The organism is Ectothiorhodospira lacustris, from assembly GCF_022227785.1.
Lineage (GTDB): Bacteria > Pseudomonadota > Gammaproteobacteria > Ectothiorhodospirales > Ectothiorhodospiraceae > Ectothiorhodospira > Ectothiorhodospira lacustris.
Map to the genome: position 1 here is coordinate 19,040 of NZ_JAJNQM010000030.1, position 18,022 is coordinate 37,061.

Annotated in this window: 15 protein-coding genes, 1 pseudogene and 1 riboswitch; of the genes and pseudogenes, 8 read left to right on the forward strand and 8 right to left on the reverse strand. The window is 64.2% G+C overall.

Translation table 11 applies throughout. The annotated features are described in order from the left end of the window. Positions 1-7: 7 nt before the first annotated feature. Complete coding sequence (locus tag LQ952_RS07640) at positions 8-1,138, reverse strand: GGDEF domain-containing protein (protein ID WP_238622067.1); 1,131 nt, start codon at positions 1,136-1,138, stop codon at positions 8-10. Positions 1,139-1,229: 91 nt separating this feature from the next. Here LQ952_RS07640 and LQ952_RS07645 point away from each other — a divergent pair, with 91 nt between their 5' ends. Next, complete coding sequence (locus LQ952_RS07645; protein ID WP_238622068.1) at positions 1,230-1,625, forward strand: hypothetical protein; 396 nt, start codon at positions 1,230-1,232, stop codon at positions 1,623-1,625. A gap of 15 nt (positions 1,626-1,640) precedes the next feature. On the opposite strand, the gene thiC is transcribed toward LQ952_RS07645, so the two are convergent. Further along, positions 1,641-3,530: a phosphomethylpyrimidine synthase ThiC gene (gene thiC, locus LQ952_RS07650; RefSeq protein ID WP_238622069.1), complete on the reverse strand. Its 1,890-nt coding sequence runs from the start codon at positions 3,528-3,530 to the stop codon at positions 1,641-1,643. Positions 3,531-3,575: 45 nt separating this feature from the next. Beyond that, a riboswitch (TPP riboswitch) is annotated at positions 3,576-3,675 on the reverse strand. Between the two features lie 70 nt (positions 3,676-3,745). Next, entirely contained in the window at positions 3,746-5,251 is a 1,506-nt protein-coding gene (pap, locus tag LQ952_RS07655; protein ID WP_238622070.1) for a polyphosphate:AMP phosphotransferase, read from the reverse strand. 269 nt (positions 5,252-5,520) lie between these two features. On the opposite strand from pap, the gene LQ952_RS07660 reads away from it, so the two are divergent. The 4 genes from LQ952_RS07660 to LQ952_RS07675 all read left to right on the forward strand — a co-directional run bounded on the left by LQ952_RS07660 (position 5,521) and on the right by LQ952_RS07675 (position 8,791). Next, positions 5,521-6,177, forward strand: coding sequence for a protein-L-isoaspartate O-methyltransferase family protein (locus LQ952_RS07660; RefSeq protein ID WP_238622071.1), 657 nt, complete (start codon positions 5,521-5,523; stop codon positions 6,175-6,177). A gap of 89 nt (positions 6,178-6,266) precedes the next feature. Beyond that, complete coding sequence (locus LQ952_RS07665; RefSeq protein WP_238622072.1) at positions 6,267-6,590, forward strand: rhodanese-like domain-containing protein; 324 nt, start codon at positions 6,267-6,269, stop codon at positions 6,588-6,590. A 303-nt stretch (positions 6,591-6,893) separates the two neighbouring features. Next, positions 6,894-8,219, forward strand: a complete 1,326-nt coding sequence (locus tag LQ952_RS07670; RefSeq protein WP_238622073.1) for a TolC family outer membrane protein — start codon at positions 6,894-6,896, stop codon at positions 8,217-8,219. Beyond that, positions 8,219-8,791 (forward strand): hydrolase, encoded by a 573-nt coding sequence (locus LQ952_RS07675; protein WP_238622074.1) that lies wholly within the window; start codon positions 8,219-8,221, stop codon positions 8,789-8,791. Before LQ952_RS07670 ends, LQ952_RS07675 begins: the two co-directional genes overlap by 1 nt. A gap of 395 nt (positions 8,792-9,186) precedes the next feature. On the opposite strand, the gene waaA is transcribed toward LQ952_RS07675, so the two are convergent. Then, positions 9,187-10,443: a lipid IV(A) 3-deoxy-D-manno-octulosonic acid transferase gene (waaA, locus tag LQ952_RS07680; RefSeq protein ID WP_238622075.1), complete on the reverse strand. Its 1,257-nt coding sequence runs from the start codon at positions 10,441-10,443 to the stop codon at positions 9,187-9,189. Between the two features lie 16 nt (positions 10,444-10,459). Continuing rightward, complete coding sequence (gene hldE, locus LQ952_RS07685) at positions 10,460-11,884, reverse strand: bifunctional D-glycero-beta-D-manno-heptose-7-phosphate kinase/D-glycero-beta-D-manno-heptose 1-phosphate adenylyltransferase HldE (RefSeq protein ID WP_238622076.1); 1,425 nt, start codon at positions 11,882-11,884, stop codon at positions 10,460-10,462. A 115-nt stretch (positions 11,885-11,999) separates the two neighbouring features. Here hldE and lpxL point away from each other — a divergent pair, with 115 nt between their 5' ends. Further along, the gene (gene lpxL, locus LQ952_RS07690; RefSeq protein WP_238622077.1) at positions 12,000-12,920 is read left to right on the forward strand and encodes an LpxL/LpxP family Kdo(2)-lipid IV(A) lauroyl/palmitoleoyl acyltransferase; all 921 of its coding nucleotides are present in this window, start codon (positions 12,000-12,002) and stop codon (positions 12,918-12,920) included. Here lpxL and LQ952_RS07695 read toward each other — a convergent pair. From LQ952_RS07695 to LQ952_RS07705, 3 genes are read right to left on the reverse strand one after another with little or no spacing between them, the layout of a single operon-like run. Further along, positions 12,914-14,410 carry an ArnT family glycosyltransferase gene (locus LQ952_RS07695; RefSeq protein WP_238622078.1) on the reverse strand — a complete coding sequence of 499 codons (1,497 nt, stop codon included), beginning with the start codon at positions 14,408-14,410 and terminating at the stop codon, positions 12,914-12,916. The two genes, lpxL and LQ952_RS07695, sit on opposite strands and share 7 nt — an antisense overlap. Further along, a complete protein-coding gene (locus LQ952_RS07700) occupies positions 14,403-15,488 on the reverse strand; it encodes a glycosyltransferase family 4 protein (RefSeq protein WP_238622079.1) in 1,086 nt (361 codons plus the stop codon). Before LQ952_RS07700 ends, LQ952_RS07695 begins: the two co-directional genes overlap by 8 nt. Next, complete coding sequence (locus tag LQ952_RS07705; RefSeq protein ID WP_238622080.1) at positions 15,488-16,540, reverse strand: glycosyltransferase family 9 protein; 1,053 nt, start codon at positions 16,538-16,540, stop codon at positions 15,488-15,490. Before LQ952_RS07705 ends, LQ952_RS07700 begins: the two co-directional genes overlap by 1 nt. Before the next feature lie 255 nt (positions 16,541-16,795). Between LQ952_RS07705 and LQ952_RS07710 the strand changes: the two are divergent. Then, positions 16,796-17,090: pseudogene (locus LQ952_RS07710) on the forward strand (hypothetical protein); the annotation flags it as partial. Positions 17,091-17,227: 137 nt separating this feature from the next. Beyond that, positions 17,228-18,022, forward strand: a 795-nt coding sequence (locus LQ952_RS07715; protein WP_238622081.1) for a glycosyltransferase family 39 protein, incomplete at its 3' end; no start/stop codon positions are given.

An 18,022-nucleotide genomic window follows, 5' to 3' on the forward strand; every position in this document is an offset into this window, starting at 1 on the left:
CCTATCCCTATAGCCCCAGCGGCAGCAGTTCCAGTGACATGGCGTCCGGGGGCGGTAGACCTGCCATCACCACCCGGTTGCGTCCGTCGCCCTTGGCACGCAACAGGGCCTCATCCGCCTCCCGCAGCAGCGTCTGAGCCGCGACGGACGGATCCTGACCGACCAGGCGTTGGGTCGGCCAGTGTGCGACCCCGATGGATACCGTCACCGACAGGCTATGCTCATCGACCACCACGGCTCCGCCGCACACCACCTGCCTGACCCGTTCGGCCACGGCCCGCACCTCCTGACGATCCAGACCCGGCAAGAGCATCACGAACTCCTCACCACCGTAGCGCGCCAGCAGATCGGAGCCCCGCAGGTGCCGTCCCAGCCGCTGGGCCACCGCCGAAATGACCTGATCCCCGACCCCGTGACCGTAGCCATCGTTCACGGCCTTGAAGTGGTCAATATCCACGAACAGACACGCCAGGCTTTGGCGCTCCCGTACCACCCGGGTCATTTCCTCCTGCAGGCGCAGATCAAAGAAACGACGATTACGCACTCCGGTGAGCGCATCGGTCACCCCCAACTCCTGCAACCGCCAGGCGGCCAGGGCATTCTCGATGCAGATGGCAACCACCGCCGCCAGACGCCTGAGCAGGTAAGTATCCATCCCCTCCCCGTAGCGGCCACTGCAACGGCTACCCAGAGACAGCACCCCCAGGCATCGACCCGCACGCTGAACCGGCAGCAGGGCCACGCTGCCAAGCTCACCGCAGCCCTCAAAGCGCAGGGCCTCGGGGCAGGCGGCATAGTCTCCCAGATAGAGTCCTGCCGGTGTTTTCAGATCCTCGGCAGAGGGTGCCAGCTTCAAGGCCCACAGCCCGCGAGGACATAGGGCCGCGTCCAGTATCGTGCTGATGACCCCATCAGGGTCATGGAGTACCAGTCCCACATGATCCAGCTCATAGTCGCGGGGAAATTCCTCCAACAACAGGGACAGGATTCCCATCAGGCCATCGGCGGCCAGCAGACGCATTTCCAGCCCGGTCATCCGGTCCAGCTTGCGCTCGTTGTCCCTCGCCGCCTCGATGAGCGTGGCAAGACGCTCCCTCAGCCAGAGGTTTTCCTGCTCAAGCCGTGCCTGTTCCACCATCAGCTGCCATTCCCTCAACCGGTCTGACCCAAGACTACCTCATCTGCCCATCGCGAATCATGATCTGATCCATGACAGGACTGACACCTGCGTGCTGATCAGCCTGGACAGGCCGCCCGGCAGCGGCCACCGCCTCGAGACTAGCAAGGTGCCGTCCATTGGACTACACACAAAGCAGGAGGACATCCCCGCCGAACGGCGGGATACCGGCAGCAAGTCACTCACCCAGGAAGGTTTTGCGGCCGACACATCACCCACTATCGGGAGCGCACCGCACATGCAGATTGATCGGGCTGACCACGATGACCCGCCCCTGCAGACCCGCCCTTCCCTGGCCGCGGACCTGCTGGATGGCCTCATTGCCTATCGCAAGGAGCTGGGCAGGGTGGGAGAAGACCTGGAACACATGCTCAGGGCAGCCGGCATCAGACCGTCTTCGCCCTGGATCAAGGCCAGGGCCTATCGATACCGGCCGCCACCTCGCTAGACGGACACCGGAAAATCAGACCTCCCGATAGACCCGAGCGCCGCCCTTGACGAACTCCCGAGCCTTCTCCTGCATCCCCTTGTCCAGGCCCTCTTCCGCCGATACGCCCTGGCGGGCGGCGTATTCACGCACATCCTGAGTGATCTTCATGGAACAGAAATGGGGGCCGCACATGGAACAGAAATGGGCCACCTTGTGGGCGTCCTTGGGCAGGGTCTCATCATGGAAGTCCCGGGCACGCTCCGGGTCCAGCGACAGGTTGAACTGGTCCTCCCAGCGGAACTCGAATCGGGCCTTGGACAGGGCATTGTCCCGCACTTGGGCACCGGGGAAGCCCTTGGCCAGATCCGCCGCATGCGCGGCAATGCGATAGGTGATGATGCCGTCGCGCACATCCGCCTTGTTGGGCAGCCCCAGGTGCTCCTTGGGGGTCACATAGCAAAGCATGGCGGTGCCGTACCAGCCGATGTTAGCCGCACCGATCCCGGAGGTGATGTGGTCATAGGCGGGGGCGATGTCCGTCACCAGCGGCCCCAGGGTATAGAAGGGGGCCTCGAAACAGTCCGTCAGTTCCTTGTCCACATTTTCCTTGACCTTATGCAGGGGTACGTGGCCGGGGCCTTCGATCATCACCTGCACATCGTGTTCCCAGGCCACTTTCGTCAACTCGCCCAGAGTCTCCAGTTCGGCGAACTGGGCGGCGTCGTTGGCATCCGCCAGGCTGCCGGGGCGCAGGCCATCCCCCAGGGAGAAGGCCACATCGTAGGCCTGCATGATCTCGCAGATTTCCCGGAAATGGGTGTAGAGGAAGTTCTCCTGATGATGGGCCAGACACCACTTGGCCATGATGGACCCACCCCGGGAGACGATGCCGGTGAGCCGGCCGGCGGTCAGGGGCACATAACGCAGCAATACGCCGGCGTGGATGGTGAAGTAATCCACCCCCTGCTCCGCCTGCTCGATCAGGGTATCCCGGAACAGCTCCCAGGTCAGTGCCTCCGCCTTGCCGTCCACCTTCTCCAGGGCTTGGTAGATGGGTACGGTACCGATGGGTACGGGGCTGTTGCGCAGCACCCATTCGCGGGTCTCGTGGATGTGCTTGCCGGTGGACAGGTCCATCAGCGTGTCGCCGCCCCAACGGCAGGACCACACCAGCTTTTCCACCTCTTCCTCAATGCTGGAAGTCAGGGAGGAGTTGCCGATGTTGGTATTGATCTTCACGCGGAAATTACGCCCGATGATCATCGGCTCCAGTTCCGGATGATTGATATTGGCGGGGATCACCGCCCGCCCGGCGGCCACTTCGTCGCGGACGAATTCCGGCGTGATGAGATCCGGGATGTTCGCCCCCAGGGGCTGACCGGGGTGCTGACGCAGCAGCGCGGCGTAACGGGGGTCCTCGCGCATCTCCTGCAGGCGACAGTTTTCCCGAATGGCCACGTACTCCATCTCGGGGGTGACGATGCCCTGACGGGCATAGTGCATCTGGGTGATGTTGTAACCCGCGCGGGCACGCCGGGGGGCACGGATATGCTCAAAGCGCAGATGGGCCAGTTCAGGGTCTTCCGCGCGGGCCTGGCCATAACGGGAACTGGGGCCGGGCAGTGCCTCGGTATCCCCCCGCTCATCGATCCAGGGTCCGCGCACACTGGGCAGGCCCTGCAGTAGATTGATCTTCACTGCGGGGTCGCTATAGGGGCCGGAGGTGTCGTAGACGGTGATGGAGGGGTTCTCCTCACTGCCCTCCCCCATTCGGGTGGGTGCCAGGGCAATTTCCCGCATGGGGACCCGGATATCGGGGCGGGAACCGGTGACGTGGATCTTGCTGGAGCCGGGGAAGGGGCGGGTGATCGCTTCGGAGACCTGGGCGGTCTTGCGGACGAAATCCTGGGGGATGGCACTCATGCTGCTGTCTACCTCGCGTGAAGGCGGGGGGAGACGGAAGGCGCAGAGGCTCATCCGAAGCTTCCCTCCGCCGGTATGATCCGGTTCAGGTTCCAAGGGTGTTTCTCAGCCCGAACCCTGTCGGCGGGCACCCCTAGCCTCGTGGCGATCCAAGCTATAGCAGGCAGCGGCGGTTTGCAACCAAGGGCGGCATCTTCCTCGATCCGGAGCGGAAGCTACTCGGACTCCTGTTGTCGCAGCGCCGCTTCCAGCCGTCGACACACGGTTTCCAGCACCGTCACCCGTCCGTAGCGCTTGTCATTGGCGGGCACCAGGGTCCAGGGTGCAAACTCCGTACTGGTACGAATCACCATTTCGTTGACCGCCCCCTTGTAGGCCTCCCACTGCTGGCGATTGCGCCAGTCCTCATCGGTGATCTTATGCTGCTTGTAGGCCACCTCCTCCCGCTCCTTGAAACGGGCCAGCTGCTCCTCCTCACTGATGTGCAACCAGAACTTCACCAGCACGATACCGTGCTCCGTCAGCTGCTCCTCGAAATCATTGATCTCATGATAGGCACGGCGCCAGCGATCCTCGGCGGCAAACCCCTCCACCCGTTCCACCAACACTCGCCCATACCAGGAACGATCGAATACCTTCATCCGTCCCTTCGGCGGCACATGGCGCCAGAAACGCCACAGGTAATGGTGGGCGCGCTCCTCATCCGTGGGGGCTGCCACCGCCACCACCCGATAGAGCCGGGCATCAATACCGGAGGTCAGGCGCCGGATCGCCCCGCCCTTGCCAGCCGCATCCCAGCCTTCGAATACCAGTACCGTAGCCACCCCCTGATCCTTGGCGCGCCAGGTCAGATCCCGCAATCGGGCCTGGGCCCTGGACAGTCGTTCCTTATAAGCCGTTTTCTCCAGCGTCCGGGTCAGATCCAGATGATCCAGCACCGTGATCCGGGCGCTGTCCTCCGGCGGCAGACTGGGGGCATGGGAGGGGGTCACGGACAGGGCCGGTGATGACGAAAGCTCCAGCCGCTCACGGATCGCATCCAGCAGGGTACGGCCCACCGTCAGGTCCCGATAGCGCCGATCCGTGGCCTCGATGAGATACCAGGGGGCCAGACCGCTGTCCGTTTCCCGTATCACCCGCTCACCGGTTTCCACCAGCCGACGATACTGAGTGGCCTGCTCCTTGCCTTTGGGCAACCGGTACCAGCGGCTGGCAGGGTCCTTGAGACGCTGTTTCAGACGGGTTTTCTGCTCATCCCGGGGCAGGTGAAACCAGAACTTGACGATCAGCGCCCCATCCGCCACGAGCATACTTTCGAAATCACGGATGCGGCTCAGGGATTCATGCAACCGGGCCTCATCCCATTCATCCCGGATATGCCGACGAATGGGCTCTGAATACCAGGCACCGAAGAAGATGCCGATACCGCCCCGCGCCGGCATCGCCTGCCAGTAGCGCCACAACCGGGGCCGCGCTTGCTGATCACTGGTGGCTTCCCAGAAGGCATGGGTCTCCACCCCGCGCGTATCCAGCCAGGCATTAAGACGGTTAACCACCTCTCCCCGACCCACGCCATCCACCCCCTCCACGATCACGATCACGGCGGTATCGGTATCCCTGAGGCGGCGCTGGGCCTCCAGCAGTTCCGCACGCAGATCGGGCACCGCTGCGCCGTAGGCTTCCTTGGACAGAGTGCGTCCCAGTTCGGCAGCTTCAAACATGATGTCCCTCCCGGGGTGTCGCCGCGGATCATTAAACCGCAGCATGCCACAAAACCAACGCCGCATTGGACCGATCACCATCGGCATCATTGCGCATTGCACAAGAGCATCAAGGACTTGCCCGACCATTAGTGAGGGCTTAATCTTGCAGCCTGCCGATCCAACGGCAGCTCGCCGCCAGCTTTGCGGATACTCAACGAGTCGGATAAAGCACGAGACCCGGCGCACTCGGGACTCCCATAACAATCACAAGACGGCAGATAACCACCATGAACCTGGATCAAGCTCGCTTCAATATGGTTGAACAGCAGGTCCGTCCCTGGGACGTGCTGGACCCCAGGGTACTGGATGTGATGGAGAACATCCCCCGGGAACTGTTCGTGCCCCGGGCCCACCAAAAACTGGCCTACGCGGACTTGGAAATCCCGCTGGGACAGGATGAAGCCATGATGCGGCCCACCGTGGAAGGGCGTCTCCTGCAGGCCCTGGACATCCAGCCGCGGGACGTCATTCTGGAGATCGGCACCGGCTCCGGCTACCTGACCGCCTGTCTGGCCCGTCTGGGCAACCAGGTGGACAGCATCGACCTCCACAAGACCTTCACCCGCGCCGCCGAAAGGCATCTGGACAAGGCCGGCATCACCAACATCCACCTGGAGACCGGCAATGCCGCAGAGGGCTGGACCGGGCAAAGGGATCATTACGACGTCATCGCCGTCACCGCCTCCATGGCTCAATACCGTGACTGCTTCGAACGTCAGCTCAGCCCCGGCGGCCGGCTCTTCGTTGTGGTGGGTGAGCCGCCGGCGATGGAAGCCATGCTGGTGATGCGACAGGGCGAAAACGAATTCATCCGCCACGTCCTGTTCGAGACCAGCCTCAAGCCCCTGACGGGCTTCGAGCCCAGACCCCATTTCATCTTCTAGTCAGGATGGGCCGGGTGGCCGGGTGCAGGCAACACGACCCGATCGCCCCCCTGAGTACCCTTTTGAACGACTTTCCCCACGGGCCAGGCATGCAACACTTCACCGCCCCCCAGCTCAAGACTTACCTGGATCAGGCAGGGGACAATGCCCCGTTGCTCATCGACGTGCGCGAGCCCTGGGAATACGACATCGTCCACATTCAGGACTCACGGCTGGTTCCCCTTGACCGGCTTGGGTCCCTGGTGGAAGACATCCCGCCGGACAGGGAACTGGTGATGATCTGTCATCACGGCATTCGCAGCCGGCAGGCGGGCATGCTGCTGGAACGACAGGGCTTCACTCGCGTCATCAACCTCACCGGCGGGATCGATGCCTGGTCACGCCAGGTAGATCCAAGCCTGCCCTGTTACTGATGTCCTGACAGATCCCCCTAGGATGTCCTGAGCACGTCATTCCCGCGCAGGCGGGAATCCAGGAAAGGTCGTCATTCCCGCGCAGGCGGGAATCCATTCGTAGGCTGGAAATTCTGGACTCCCGCTTTCGCGGGAGTGACGAGGGTGACGGGGTGACGGGCGTGACGAAAGGGGAATGACCGGGGTTGATGGAAAGGGAATTATTCAGCGTTTCCCCTATGCATTTTTTTCCGGTTCCCGGTAGGATAATCAGGATTCACTGATGGAATATTTCCTTCTTGCCCGCTCGGGCCGGAGACACCGATGATCCGTTTTCCCAAGACCCTGCTGGCGGCCGCCCTCGTCGGATTTGCCGCAGTAACCGCCCCCGTCCAGGCCACCGATCTCGTAGAGGTCTACCGCATTGCCCTGGAGCGTGACGCGCAACTGCGCGCCGCCGAAGCCCAGTTCCGGGCGGCCCTGGAACAGCGGCCCCAGGCCAGATCGGTCCTGCTACCCCAGATCGAGGGCGGCGTTGGCTACGCCTACACGGATACCGAGCGGGGCGGAAACTCGTTTGACTACCAGACCAGCAGTTTTGAGCTGTCCCTGAACCAGACCCTCTATGACCACCGCAACTATGTGGTCCTGCGCCAGGCGGACCTGGGCATCGCCCAAGCCACCGCGATACGCGACGCCAGCCGGCAGGAGCTGATCCTGCGGGTGGCGGAGGCCTATTTCAACGTACTGGCGGCCCAGGACAACCTCTCCTTCGCCCGCGCGGAAAAGGAGGCCATCGGCCGGCAACTGGAACAGGCGGACCGCCGCTTCGAGGTGGGCCTGATCGCCATCACCGACGTCAAGGAAGCCCAGGCCCAGTACGACCTGGCCGTGGCCGAAGAGATCGCCGCCCTGAACCGCCTGGATCTGGCCGGCGAGGAACTCATGGTCATCACCGGCCAGTTCCACGAGCAACTGGCCCTGCTCTCGGAACGCATGCCCCTGGTCTCGCCGGAACCGGCAAATATGGACCAATGGGTGCAAACCGCCCTGGAGGCCAACCTGAGCCTGATCGCCCGCCGCTTCGGCACCGAGGTGGCCGCCGAGGAGATCAAGCGCCAGCGGGCCGGGCACTACCCCACCCTGGGCCTCTCTGCCGGCTATACCGACCGGGATATTCACAATGCCCCCGGCGGAGAGACGGCCGGTAACCTTCTCGACGGTCGCGACACCCAGATCGGCATCCAGTTGCGGGTCCCCCTCTACACCGGCGGCCGTACCAGCTCCCTGACCCGCGAGGCCCGGGAAAACTTTGACGCCGCCCGCGAGGAGCTGGAACTGACCGAGCGTCAGACCGTACGCCAGGCCCGCAGTGCCTTCCTGTCGGTGAACGCCGGCATTTCCCGGGTCAATGCCCTGGAGCAGGCCCTGGAATCCACCCGCGCCTCCTTCGAAGCCGCCGAGGCCGGATTCGAGGTGGGTACCCGCACCGCCGTGGACGTGCTGCTGGAACTGCGCCAGGTGTTCCGGGCCGAACGGGATTATGCCGAGGTGCGCTATAACTACCTGCTGGATACCCTGCGCCTGAAACAGGCCGCAGGGACCCTGACCGAGAATGACCTGCTCACCATCAACACCTGGCTGGACTGATGAATCATACCCATCCCTCCCCCCTTTGCAGTGCAAGGCACAGCCAGCTCCTGGTGGTGGATATCCAGGCAAAGCTGGCCGTGGCCATGGAGTCCGATGTCCGCAATGAAGTCTACCGACGGGCGGGCAGTCTGGCCCAGGGTGCCGGTGTGCTGGGCGTCCCGGTCACGGTGACCGAACAATACCCCGGGGGTATCGGGCACACGGCCGGTGAAATCCAGGGCATGCTGCCGGAAGCAGTCCAAGTGCTGGAGAAGACCGCATTTTCCTGCTACCGCGACGAGGGCATCATGGGTGCCGTGAAGCGTGCCGGGCGCCCTCAGGTGGTGATCTGCGGCATGGAATCCCATGTCTGCGTCCTGCAGACCGCCCTGCTGCTGGTGGAGGCCGGATTCCAGGTCTTCGTGGTGGAAGACGCCGTCTGCTCAAGAGATCCGCGCAACAAGGCCAATGCCCTGGACCGCATGGCCCGAGCCGGGGTGATCATCACTAATTTCGAGTCGGTGCTGTTTGAATGGCTGGAAGATTCCCGGCACCCGAAATTCAAGGAAATCCTGAACCTGATCCGTTAGGGAATCCCTGATCAGGCCCCTGTCCGTCCAGGGGGCCTTTCCATCATCGCGCGGGCCGTTCTTCACCCCAGAGTCCTTTCCATTCCCCCGGTTCCTTTTCAATCACTCCCGTTTCACTTCCCGTCACTCCCGTTTCACTTCCCGTCACTCCCGCGAAAGCGGGAGCCCAGAACTTTCAGTTCATAACTGGATTCCCGCCTGCGCGGGAATGACGGCCTCTCCTGGATTCCCGCCTACGCGGGAATGACGGCCTCTCCTGGATTCCCGCCTGCGCGGGAATGACGGCCTCTCCCGGATTCCCGTCTACGCGGGAATGACGGCCTCTCCCGGATTCCCGTCTGCGCGGGAGTGACGGCTCCCACCTATGCGGGGATGACGCCCGCCCGAACCGGCCTTCAAGAGGCCTGATCCACCCAGTCCAGTACCCGGTCCACCGCCCCCCGGTTTTCATCCAGGACCCGCCGGGCCGCCACCGTGATGGCCCGGTGGGCCTCCAGGTCCGACCACAGGGTCGATACCGCAGCGGCCAGCCCATCGGCATCCGCCACCCGACGCACACCCCCAGCCCGGTCCAGGGCCTCGTAAACCTCAGTGAAATTGAATACCTGCGGACCGGTCACCACCGCCACCCCATGGGCGGCCGGCTCCAGCGGGTTATGCCCGCCGGTGGGTACCAGACTGCCCCCCACGAAGGCCACCGAGGCCACCCCGTAGAGCCGCATCAGCTCTCCCATGGTATCCCCCAGCCATACCGTATCCCCAGCCTCGGGCGGCAGCCCGGCACTGCGGCGCGCCACGGCAAACCCCTGCGCCCGGCACAGGGCCGCCACGGCGTCGAAACGCTCCGGATGGCGAGGCACCAGGATCAGCAGGGCTCCGGGCCAACGGGACAGCAGGGAGCGGTGCGCCGCCAGCACCGGCTCGTCCTCCCCCGGATGGGTACTGGCGGCGATCCACACCGGTCGCTCCCCCACCTGTGCACGCCACTCGGCCGCGGCCCGGATCAGATCATCGGACAAGGCCAGGTCATACTTGATGTTGCCGCTCACCCGCACCTGATCCGGCCGGGCACCCAAGGCCAGAAAACGGCAGGCATCCTCCTCCCCCCGGGCCGCGATCCCGGACACCTGAGCCAGGGTCTGCCGAACCAGGGGCCGGATGCGGGCATAGCCACGGGCAGAACGGGCCGACAGGCGGGCATTGACCACCATCACCGGGATGCCCCGGCGGGCACAGGCCCGATACAGATTGGGCCACAGTTCGGTCTCCATCACCAGCAGCCGCTCGGGACGCGCCCGTGCCAGAAAGCGGGCCACCCCATCGGGCAGATCATAGGGCAGATAACAGTGTTCCACCGAATTCCCGAAACGCCGGATCACCTCGGCGGAACCGGTAGGGGTGGTGGTGGTCATCAGGATGGCATGCCCGGGGAACCGCCGCCGCAGCCCTGCCACCAGCGCCGCGGCGGCCGCCACCTCCCCCACCGAGACCGCATGCACCCACAGCCGGGGCCGCGCCGGCAGGTGGGGCGACCAGCCCAGGCGCTCCCTCCAGCGGTGACGATAATCCGGATTGGCGCGGCTGCGCAGGAGCAGCCGCGCCAGCACCAGCGGCGTGATGACATAGAGGATCAGGGAATAGAGTACGCGCATGCCGGTCAGATGGTCGTCAGGTGCCCCGGATCCGGTCGATGACCCGGGTGGTGGACACCCCATCCAGGAACGGCAACACTTCCACCCGCCCACCCTGGGCACGGACATGGTCACCACCCACGATCGCCTCGGGCCGGTAATCCCCGCCCTTCACCAGCACGTCCGGCGACACCGCATGGATCAACCGCTCCGGCGTGTCTTCCCCGAAGGGCACCACCCAGTCCACCGAGGCCAGGCCCGCCAGCACCGCCATGCGTCGCTCCAGGCCATTCACCGGTCGCCCATGGCCCTTGAGACGGCACACAGAGGCGTCATCATTCACCGCCACGATGAGACGGTCCCCCAGGCGCCGGGCCTGCTCCAGATAGGCCACATGCCCCGCATGGAGGATATCGAAGCAACCATTGGTCATCACCACTCGCTCGCCCTGGGCCCGAGCCTCCTGCACCGCCAGCAACAGGTCCGGCTCCGACAGCAGGCTGCTCCAGCCGCCCTGGTGACCCCGCACCGCCGCCCGCAGCTCCGCCGGGGTCACGCAGCCGGTCCCCAACTTGCCCACCACGATACCCGCCGCCAGATTGGCCAAGGCCGCCGCCTGGGCCAGATCCTGCCCGGCCCCCAGGGCCGCCGCCGTGACGGCGATCACCGTATCCCCCGCCCCGGTCACGTCATAGACCTCCCGGGCGCGGGTGGGCAGGTGCAGGGGATCCTGGCCCGCCCGCAGCAGCAGCATGCCCCGCTCGCTCAGGGTGATGAGCAGGGCCTCCAGCTCCAGGTCCGTCCGTAGCCGTTCACCTCGGCTTATGAGCAGATCGTCATGGGGACAGGGACCCACCACGGCCTCGAACTCGGCCAGATTGGGGGTGAGCAGGGTGGCGCCCCGGTAACGCTCGAAATCACGCCCCTTGGGGTCCACCAGCACCGGCACCCGGGCCTCCCGGGCCATGCGGATCATCCGCGCCACCTCGGCCAGGGTCCCCTTGCCGTAATCGGACAGCACCACCACCGCCTGCCCGTCCAGATGCCCGGCCAGACGATCCGGCAGGGACGCGGTATCCGCGGCCTCCAGGGGCTGTTCGAAATCCAGGCGCAACAACTGCTGATGGCGGCTCAGGACCCGCAGCTTGGTGATGGTGGTCGCCCGGGACGAGCGGGCGAAATCACAGCTCACCCGGGCCTGGACCAGGAGCCCTTCCAGGGCATGGCCGGCCTCGTCCTCGCCCACGATGCCCAGCAGCCAGGTCTGCACCCCCAGCCGGGCCAGGTTGACGGCCACGTTGGCCGCCCCGCCGGGACGTTCCTCGACCTCGTTCACGTGAACCACGGGCACCGGGGCCTCGGGGGAGATGCGGGCGGTGGCCCCGGACCAGTAGCGATCCAGCATGAGATCGCCCACCACCATAATCCGGGCCTGTTCAAAGGCGGGCATGTGCAGATTCACGGCCTGACTACCTTGCAGAGGAAACCGGGGAGGATCTTACCATGGGGCAGCCCATTGCCCTGCGGACGCGGAGCCATTTGCTACAATCCGCAGCCCGCTCTCCGCAAACATCCCCATGGCCCGAAAACAGTCCCCCTCTCGCCTGTACCACCCTGTCCACTGGCCCATGTGGCTGGGCGTGGCCCTGTTCCGCACCTTGGTCCGGGTGCTGCCCTGGCGCTGGCAGATCCGGACCGGCGAGGCCCTGGGCGCCCTGCTCTACCCGCTGGCCCGGCGTCGGCGGCGGATCGCCGAGGTCAATGTCGGGCTATGTTTTCCCGACCTGGACCCGGCGACGCAAAAGGCCCTGGTCAAGGCCCATTTTCGTGCCATGGGCGCGGGCATCTTCGAGACGCCCCTGAGCTGGTGGGGCAGCGACCGGGCGCTTGAGGGGCTGGCCCGGATCGAGGGACTGGAACACCTGCAACGGACACTGGCAAAAGGCAAGGGGGCACTGCTGCTGTCGGCCCACTTCACCACCCTGGAACTGGCGGGACGCCTGCTCTGCGCCCATCAGGACTTTGCCGTCATGTACCGCCCCCACGAAAATCCGGTGATGGAACACTGCTTCCGGCAGAACCGGCAGACCCATTATCTGCGGGCCATCCGCCGCGACCAGGTCCGGGACGCCATCCGCGCCCTGAAGCAGGGCCAGGCCCTGTGGTACGCCCCGGACCAGGCCTTCAAGAACGGCAACGCGGTGATTGTCCCCTTCTTCGGTGTCCCCGCCGCCACCAATCCGGCCACCGCCCGCCTGGCGAAGATCAGCGGCGCCCCGGTCATCCCCTTCTTCGGCTATCGCCTGCCCGGCCGTCAAGGTTATCGGCTGGTGATCGGCGCGCCCCTTGAAGACTTCCCCGGAGAGGATCCGGCCCAGGACGCCCGACGCATCAACGCCGTCATCGAGGCGGCCATCCGGGTAGCGCCGGAACAGTATTTCTGGACCCACCGACGCTTCAAGTACAAGCGCGGCTGGGGATTACCGAAATACTATTGATTCACCCGGCAATCCCCCTTCAGCGCCCCCGGCAGCACCACCACGCCCATCACCGGGCCTGCCCCCGCACCGGATTCCAGCCACCGGGGCATCAGGCCCCCGGTGGACAGGCCCAGTTCCGCAGTGAGCCAGTCCCCAAGCCGACCGGGGATCTGTCGCTGTCGGTCCGCGTCCCAGGCCACCAGCAGATCATCACCGGGTCGGCACCGCAACCCGCCGGGATTCACCCCCGGGATCACGGCCTGACTCCGGGGCAGGCGAAAACGCAGATTGCCCGCCACAAAGGCCCGATCTCCCACGATCAGACCCTGGCTGAAGCCCAGATCCCGGATCTCGCTCACCCGCTCGTCAAAGGGGTAGACATGCCGATGCTGGGACTCCAGCACCGGCCAGGTCTGCACCCGCCAAGCCATCACCACCAGCACCAGCACGGGCACCAGCAGACAGACCGACAGATACGCCCGCACCCGGGCGGGCGTCAGCGCCGCCGTGCCCATCATGGCGAACACGAACAGGGGAAAGACCAGCAGCAGGGGCAGCATCCAGCGGTCCTTGAAGTGGGACACCCCCAGCAGGGCCATCAGCACCAGCAGGCCCAACAGGATCCAGAGGTAGCGGTGGATGGGAAAAGCCGCCGGACCGCCCCGGCGTTTGAACAGGGCACGGAAAAAATCCCGCCGGAATACCGCGCCCATGACCAGCAGCAGCAATGCCAGGAAGCCCAGCACCGCCGGCACCAGGGAACCCAGCCCGGACCAGGGCCAGAGTCCACCCCCGAAATCCAGCTTATCCAGGGACTGAGTGCCCAGATCCCGGCTGTGCCAGACCCACAGGGCGTGGGGCAGGACCACCAGCAACGCCACCAGGGCACTCCACAGGATGCGCGGATGCAGCAACAGGGACCGTCCTCGGGCACAGCTCAGCAGGGTCAGTCCGGCGGCGGCGGCGAACACCAGAAAATTGTACTTAGACAGCACCCCCAGCCCGAACAGCAGGCCGATCAGCAGGTAATGCCCCACATGGGGCCGGTCCAGCCAGCGCAGCATCGCGTAAAAGGACGCGGCCGCCACCGTGGTCACCATCACCGAATGGGTCAGATCCCGCTGGGATTCCCAGGCCACCTGGGGAACCAGGAACAAGGACAAGGTGGCCAGCACCGCCAGTCGGACATCGCCCAACAGACGCCGGGCGGAGAGGAACACGAACAGCCAGGTGAGAAAAAGCAGGGTGTTCTTGACCAGGCTCAGGGCCCACAGGTCCATGCCCAACACCCGGAACGCCGCGGCCTGCAGCCAGGCATAGAGGGGTGGCTGCCCGGAATACCCGGCCAGCCACCACTGGGTCACGATGACCTGCTCGGCCTCGTCCAGTTCCAGCACCGCGGACCCGGTGGCACGGATGATCACATGGAGGGTGAAATAGACCCCCAACCCCAGCAGCAGCCAGAGACCCCAGTGCCGGTGTGGTTCTCCCATTGCGCCTTTATCCATGCACCAGTCCCTGATAGACCGCCAGATTCCCGGCCACCATGGCCTCCACGGAGAACCGCGCCGCCACCCGACGGCGACCGGCCTCCCCCAGACGCCGCAGGGCCGACCGATCACCCAGCAGATCAATCACCGCCCGCGACAGGGCCGGGGCATCCCCCGGCGGCACCAGCACACCGGCCTCGTCATCGCCGATGATCTCGGGCACGCCGCCCGCCCGGGTCCCCACCAGGGGCACCCCCGCGGCGGCGGCCTGCAGCAGGGAAACCCCCAGCCCCTCCATGTCCGCCGGATGCACCACCAGATCCAGGCAGGGCAGGATCCGCTCCAGGTCATCCCGGAACCCCATCAGACGCACCCGTCCCGTCAGTCCCATGTCCTCAATCCGCGCCCTGAGCTGCGCTTCCAGCGGCCCCTGACCGAAGAACAGCAGCCGCACCTCGGGATGGGCCGCCAGGATCGCCGGCGCCGCCGTCAGCAGATGACGATGCCCCTTGCGGGTAATCAACTGGGCAATCACCCCCACCGCCCGCTCACCGGGCGCAAGGCTGCAGGCAGCCTGAAACCCTTCCCGATCGCACGTCCCCTGCCAGGCATTCATATCCACCGCGCTGGGCACGCAAACCACCCGTTCAGGGGGCACGCCTTCCGCCAGCAGCACTTGCCGGATCGCTTCCGAGATGGTGATGACCCGGTCGAACAGACGGTACTTCAATCGCGCCCACAGGGCCGGCTCCGGGTTGTCCACCCGCCGGGACAGCACCACCGGCACCCCGACCCGCCGGGCCGCGATCCCCCCCAGCACGTCCGCGCCGCGACGACTGTGCAGATGCACCAGATCCGGCCGGGTCTCCCGGATCACGCGCTTCAAGCGACCCACAAAGCCCAGGTCCAGATCCCCCCCCATGGGCACCTCATGGACCGCCTCGCAAAACACCGCCGAGGCCTCGGCAATGGCCGCCCCCGAAGGGCACACCAGCACGTTGGCGACGCCCCGGGCCGACAGCCCTTCCAGCAGGTAACGGACCTGCAGCGCGCCGCCATACAGATGACGACCGGTCTCCACATGCAGAATACGCATCAGGACGGCTCCTTGATCGGCATTGCGGGCAGCAACCGCTCCACCTGAGCCATGACCTCGTCCACCGAGATGCCCTTCAGGCAATCAAAACGCCCGTCGCAAGTGGGATTGCGTCGGCAGGGGGCGCAGGGCAGGTCGTGGTAGATCACCACGGTGTTGTCCCGCCCGGTGTCCAGGTAGGGACAGGTGGATCCGAACAGGGCCACCGTGGGGACGTCGAAGGCCGGTCCCATGTGGGTCAGACCCGTGTCTACTCCCACCAGCAGTTCGGCCCGGCGGATCACGGCCGCTGCCTGAGTCAGGGAGGTCTGCCCCACCCGGTTGTCCACCGCCGCGCCGGCCAGGGCCTGAATCCGGTCGGCGGCCTCCCGGTCATCGGGACCACCCAACAACACCATGGGCTGTCCCCGTTCCCCGTGAATGCGCAGGGCCAACCGTGCCCAGGCGGCCTCCACCCAGTGTTTCTGAGGCCGGGTGGTGAACGGACAGCCCACCACATAACCCCGGGTGCCCTGGGCCTCGGCCACCCGGCGGCCCACGGCCTCATCCTCCGGGCGCAGCCCCACCTGCATGAAGAAGGCACCCGGCTCAAGCCCCAGCGCCTGGGCCAGATACCGGTATTCCGAACCGATACGGCGGGGGTCGCCGCCTCGGGGCACCACCCGGGTCATGAACACCCCGCTGCCCTCCCGGGACCCCAGTCCCACCCGCTCCCGCGCCCCCGACAGGCGGGTGAGCAGACCGCTTTTCAAAAGCCCCTGCAGATCCACCGCCATATCGTAAGGCTCGGCCCGCAGTTCCCGGACAAATCGGACCACCTCCCGCCCCAGACGGATCCACCGCAAGCGGCGGAACAGGGAGCGCCACTGAGCCTTGGGCCAGACCACCACCCGGTCCACCTGGGGATGCCGGGACACCAGTCCCGCCACCTGGGGCTCCACCAACCAGGTGATGCGCACATCGGGCCAGGCGGCGCGGAACACGGCTGGCAACGGCGAGGCCATCACCACGTCGCCGATGGCGGAGAGACGAATGATCAGCAGGGACTGCATCGAAGATTCCAAAATGGGAGCGACGGCATTTTACCCCAGCCGCGGGGATGGTGTTTTCCCGGGGTGGCGTGCCGACAAGGGGGGGCGAGGATTGTGCTACGATCCTCACAGGCGCCCTGAGCACACTATTCCGGTGGATTACGTCGCGTTATTTGAACTACGCCACCTCATCCCCGTGAATCACATCGCGTCATTGCGCCGTTCCCGTGAAATACGTCTCGTCATTCCCGCGAAAGCGGGAATCCAGCGACCACCCTGGAACCCCATCTGCGCACCCTGTATGCCGCCCTGCCCCATGACTGGTATCGCAACAACCCCATCGCCCGCTACGAGGGCCATGACGCCAGCATGTTCTACAGCCATCTGGCGACCCTGGGACTGGACATCGTGGTGGAGCCGGTGCCCGAGGCCCTGTAACAACTCAGTGACCGGGGCTATGCGGACATGGTATCGAGGCCGGGGCAAGCCCATTCACTTGGTGGGGGTGGAGTTTTCCAGAGAGCGAAGGCAGGTGGTGGGGTTTGCGCATGAGACAGCCCGAGACATTTGATCAGACACCGCACTGACAGAAAATGATTGCCATCCGAGGGCGGAGATGATCAGCCGCTCTGCTTTCAGCAGCAGAAAAAATTATACAGAAAAATATACGACAAGCATCATATCCTTAGGACATGTAAAACCCCACACATGAACCTCACAAACACCATAAAAAACCCACCCCAAAAACAATACATCGCTATCTTCCTTATTACTTACTTTATCATCATGCTATTACAATTGATGATATTCACTCCGGGAGGGAGAAGCGATGATAGTGAAGCATTGCTTATGGGGCAGCACCTTGCTCTTGGATATGACGGGCATAACCCGCCTCTGTTCTACTGGTTGACATGGATAGGAGCAAGAATTTTCGGGGATGGCAACCCCAGTATAGTATTTGGGCTAAGGATGACTTTTCTATTTCTTATGGTATTAGGGACATATCAGCTATCCTTAATGATAAAAGGAAATAGCTGGCTTGCACTTGCTGCTGGCCTAGCCCCACTTTCGTTCCTTCATTTACACTGGTATGCGATCTCTGACCTGACCCATACGCTAATGGCTGGCGCCATATATCCATGGGTCATGATCTGCATAATCCAAATCAGTAGAAAAAAAGATATCAGCAGCTATATCTACCTAGGCATACTAATCACAGCCGGACTACATAGCAAGTATACTTTTGCAGTATTTACGACATCCCTGCTCATTGCTGCCCTGATAAACAAAACCTACAGATCACTACTTTTCAAACCACACATACTACTGACAATACTCATCCCATTAATCTTAAGCATCCCTCACTTTACATGGATCCTAGATAACACCCATATAATTTCAGAAAAACTGGATGAAAGGATTGGGTTTGGGGGCGATACCGCATCAACTCACCCAATATTAGATGGGCTAAAAAACCTCTCTCAGTCAACCATTAGCGTTATT

Coding starts and splice junctions, on each gene's coding strand:
- LQ952_RS07675 (WP_238622074.1), top strand. CDS start 8,219: ATGAATCATACCCATCCCTCCCCCCTTTGCAGTGCAAGGCACAGCCAG.
- thiC (WP_238622069.1), bottom strand. CDS start 3,530: ATGAGTGCCATCCCCCAGGATTTCGTCCGCAAGACCGCCCAGGTCTCC.
- waaA (WP_238622075.1), bottom strand. CDS start 10,443: ATGCGCGTACTCTATTCCCTGATCCTCTATGTCATCACGCCGCTGGTG.
- LQ952_RS07695 (WP_238622078.1), bottom strand. CDS start 14,410: ATGGATAAAGGCGCAATGGGAGAACCACACCGGCACTGGGGTCTCTGG.
- LQ952_RS07670 (WP_238622073.1), top strand. CDS start 6,894: ATGATCCGTTTTCCCAAGACCCTGCTGGCGGCCGCCCTCGTCGGATTT.
- LQ952_RS07665 (WP_238622072.1), top strand. CDS start 6,267: ATGCAACACTTCACCGCCCCCCAGCTCAAGACTTACCTGGATCAGGCA.
- LQ952_RS07705 (WP_238622080.1), bottom strand. CDS start 16,540: ATGCAGTCCCTGCTGATCATTCGTCTCTCCGCCATCGGCGACGTGGTG.
- LQ952_RS07640 (WP_238622067.1), bottom strand. CDS start 1,138: ATGGTGGAACAGGCACGGCTTGAGCAGGAAAACCTCTGGCTGAGGGAG.
- pap (WP_238622070.1), bottom strand. CDS start 5,251: ATGTTTGAAGCTGCCGAACTGGGACGCACTCTGTCCAAGGAAGCCTAC.
- lpxL (WP_238622077.1), top strand. CDS start 12,000: ATGGCCCGAAAACAGTCCCCCTCTCGCCTGTACCACCCTGTCCACTGG.
- LQ952_RS07700 (WP_238622079.1), bottom strand. CDS start 15,488: ATGCGTATTCTGCATGTGGAGACCGGTCGTCATCTGTATGGCGGCGCG.
- LQ952_RS07660 (WP_238622071.1), top strand. CDS start 5,521: ATGAACCTGGATCAAGCTCGCTTCAATATGGTTGAACAGCAGGTCCGT.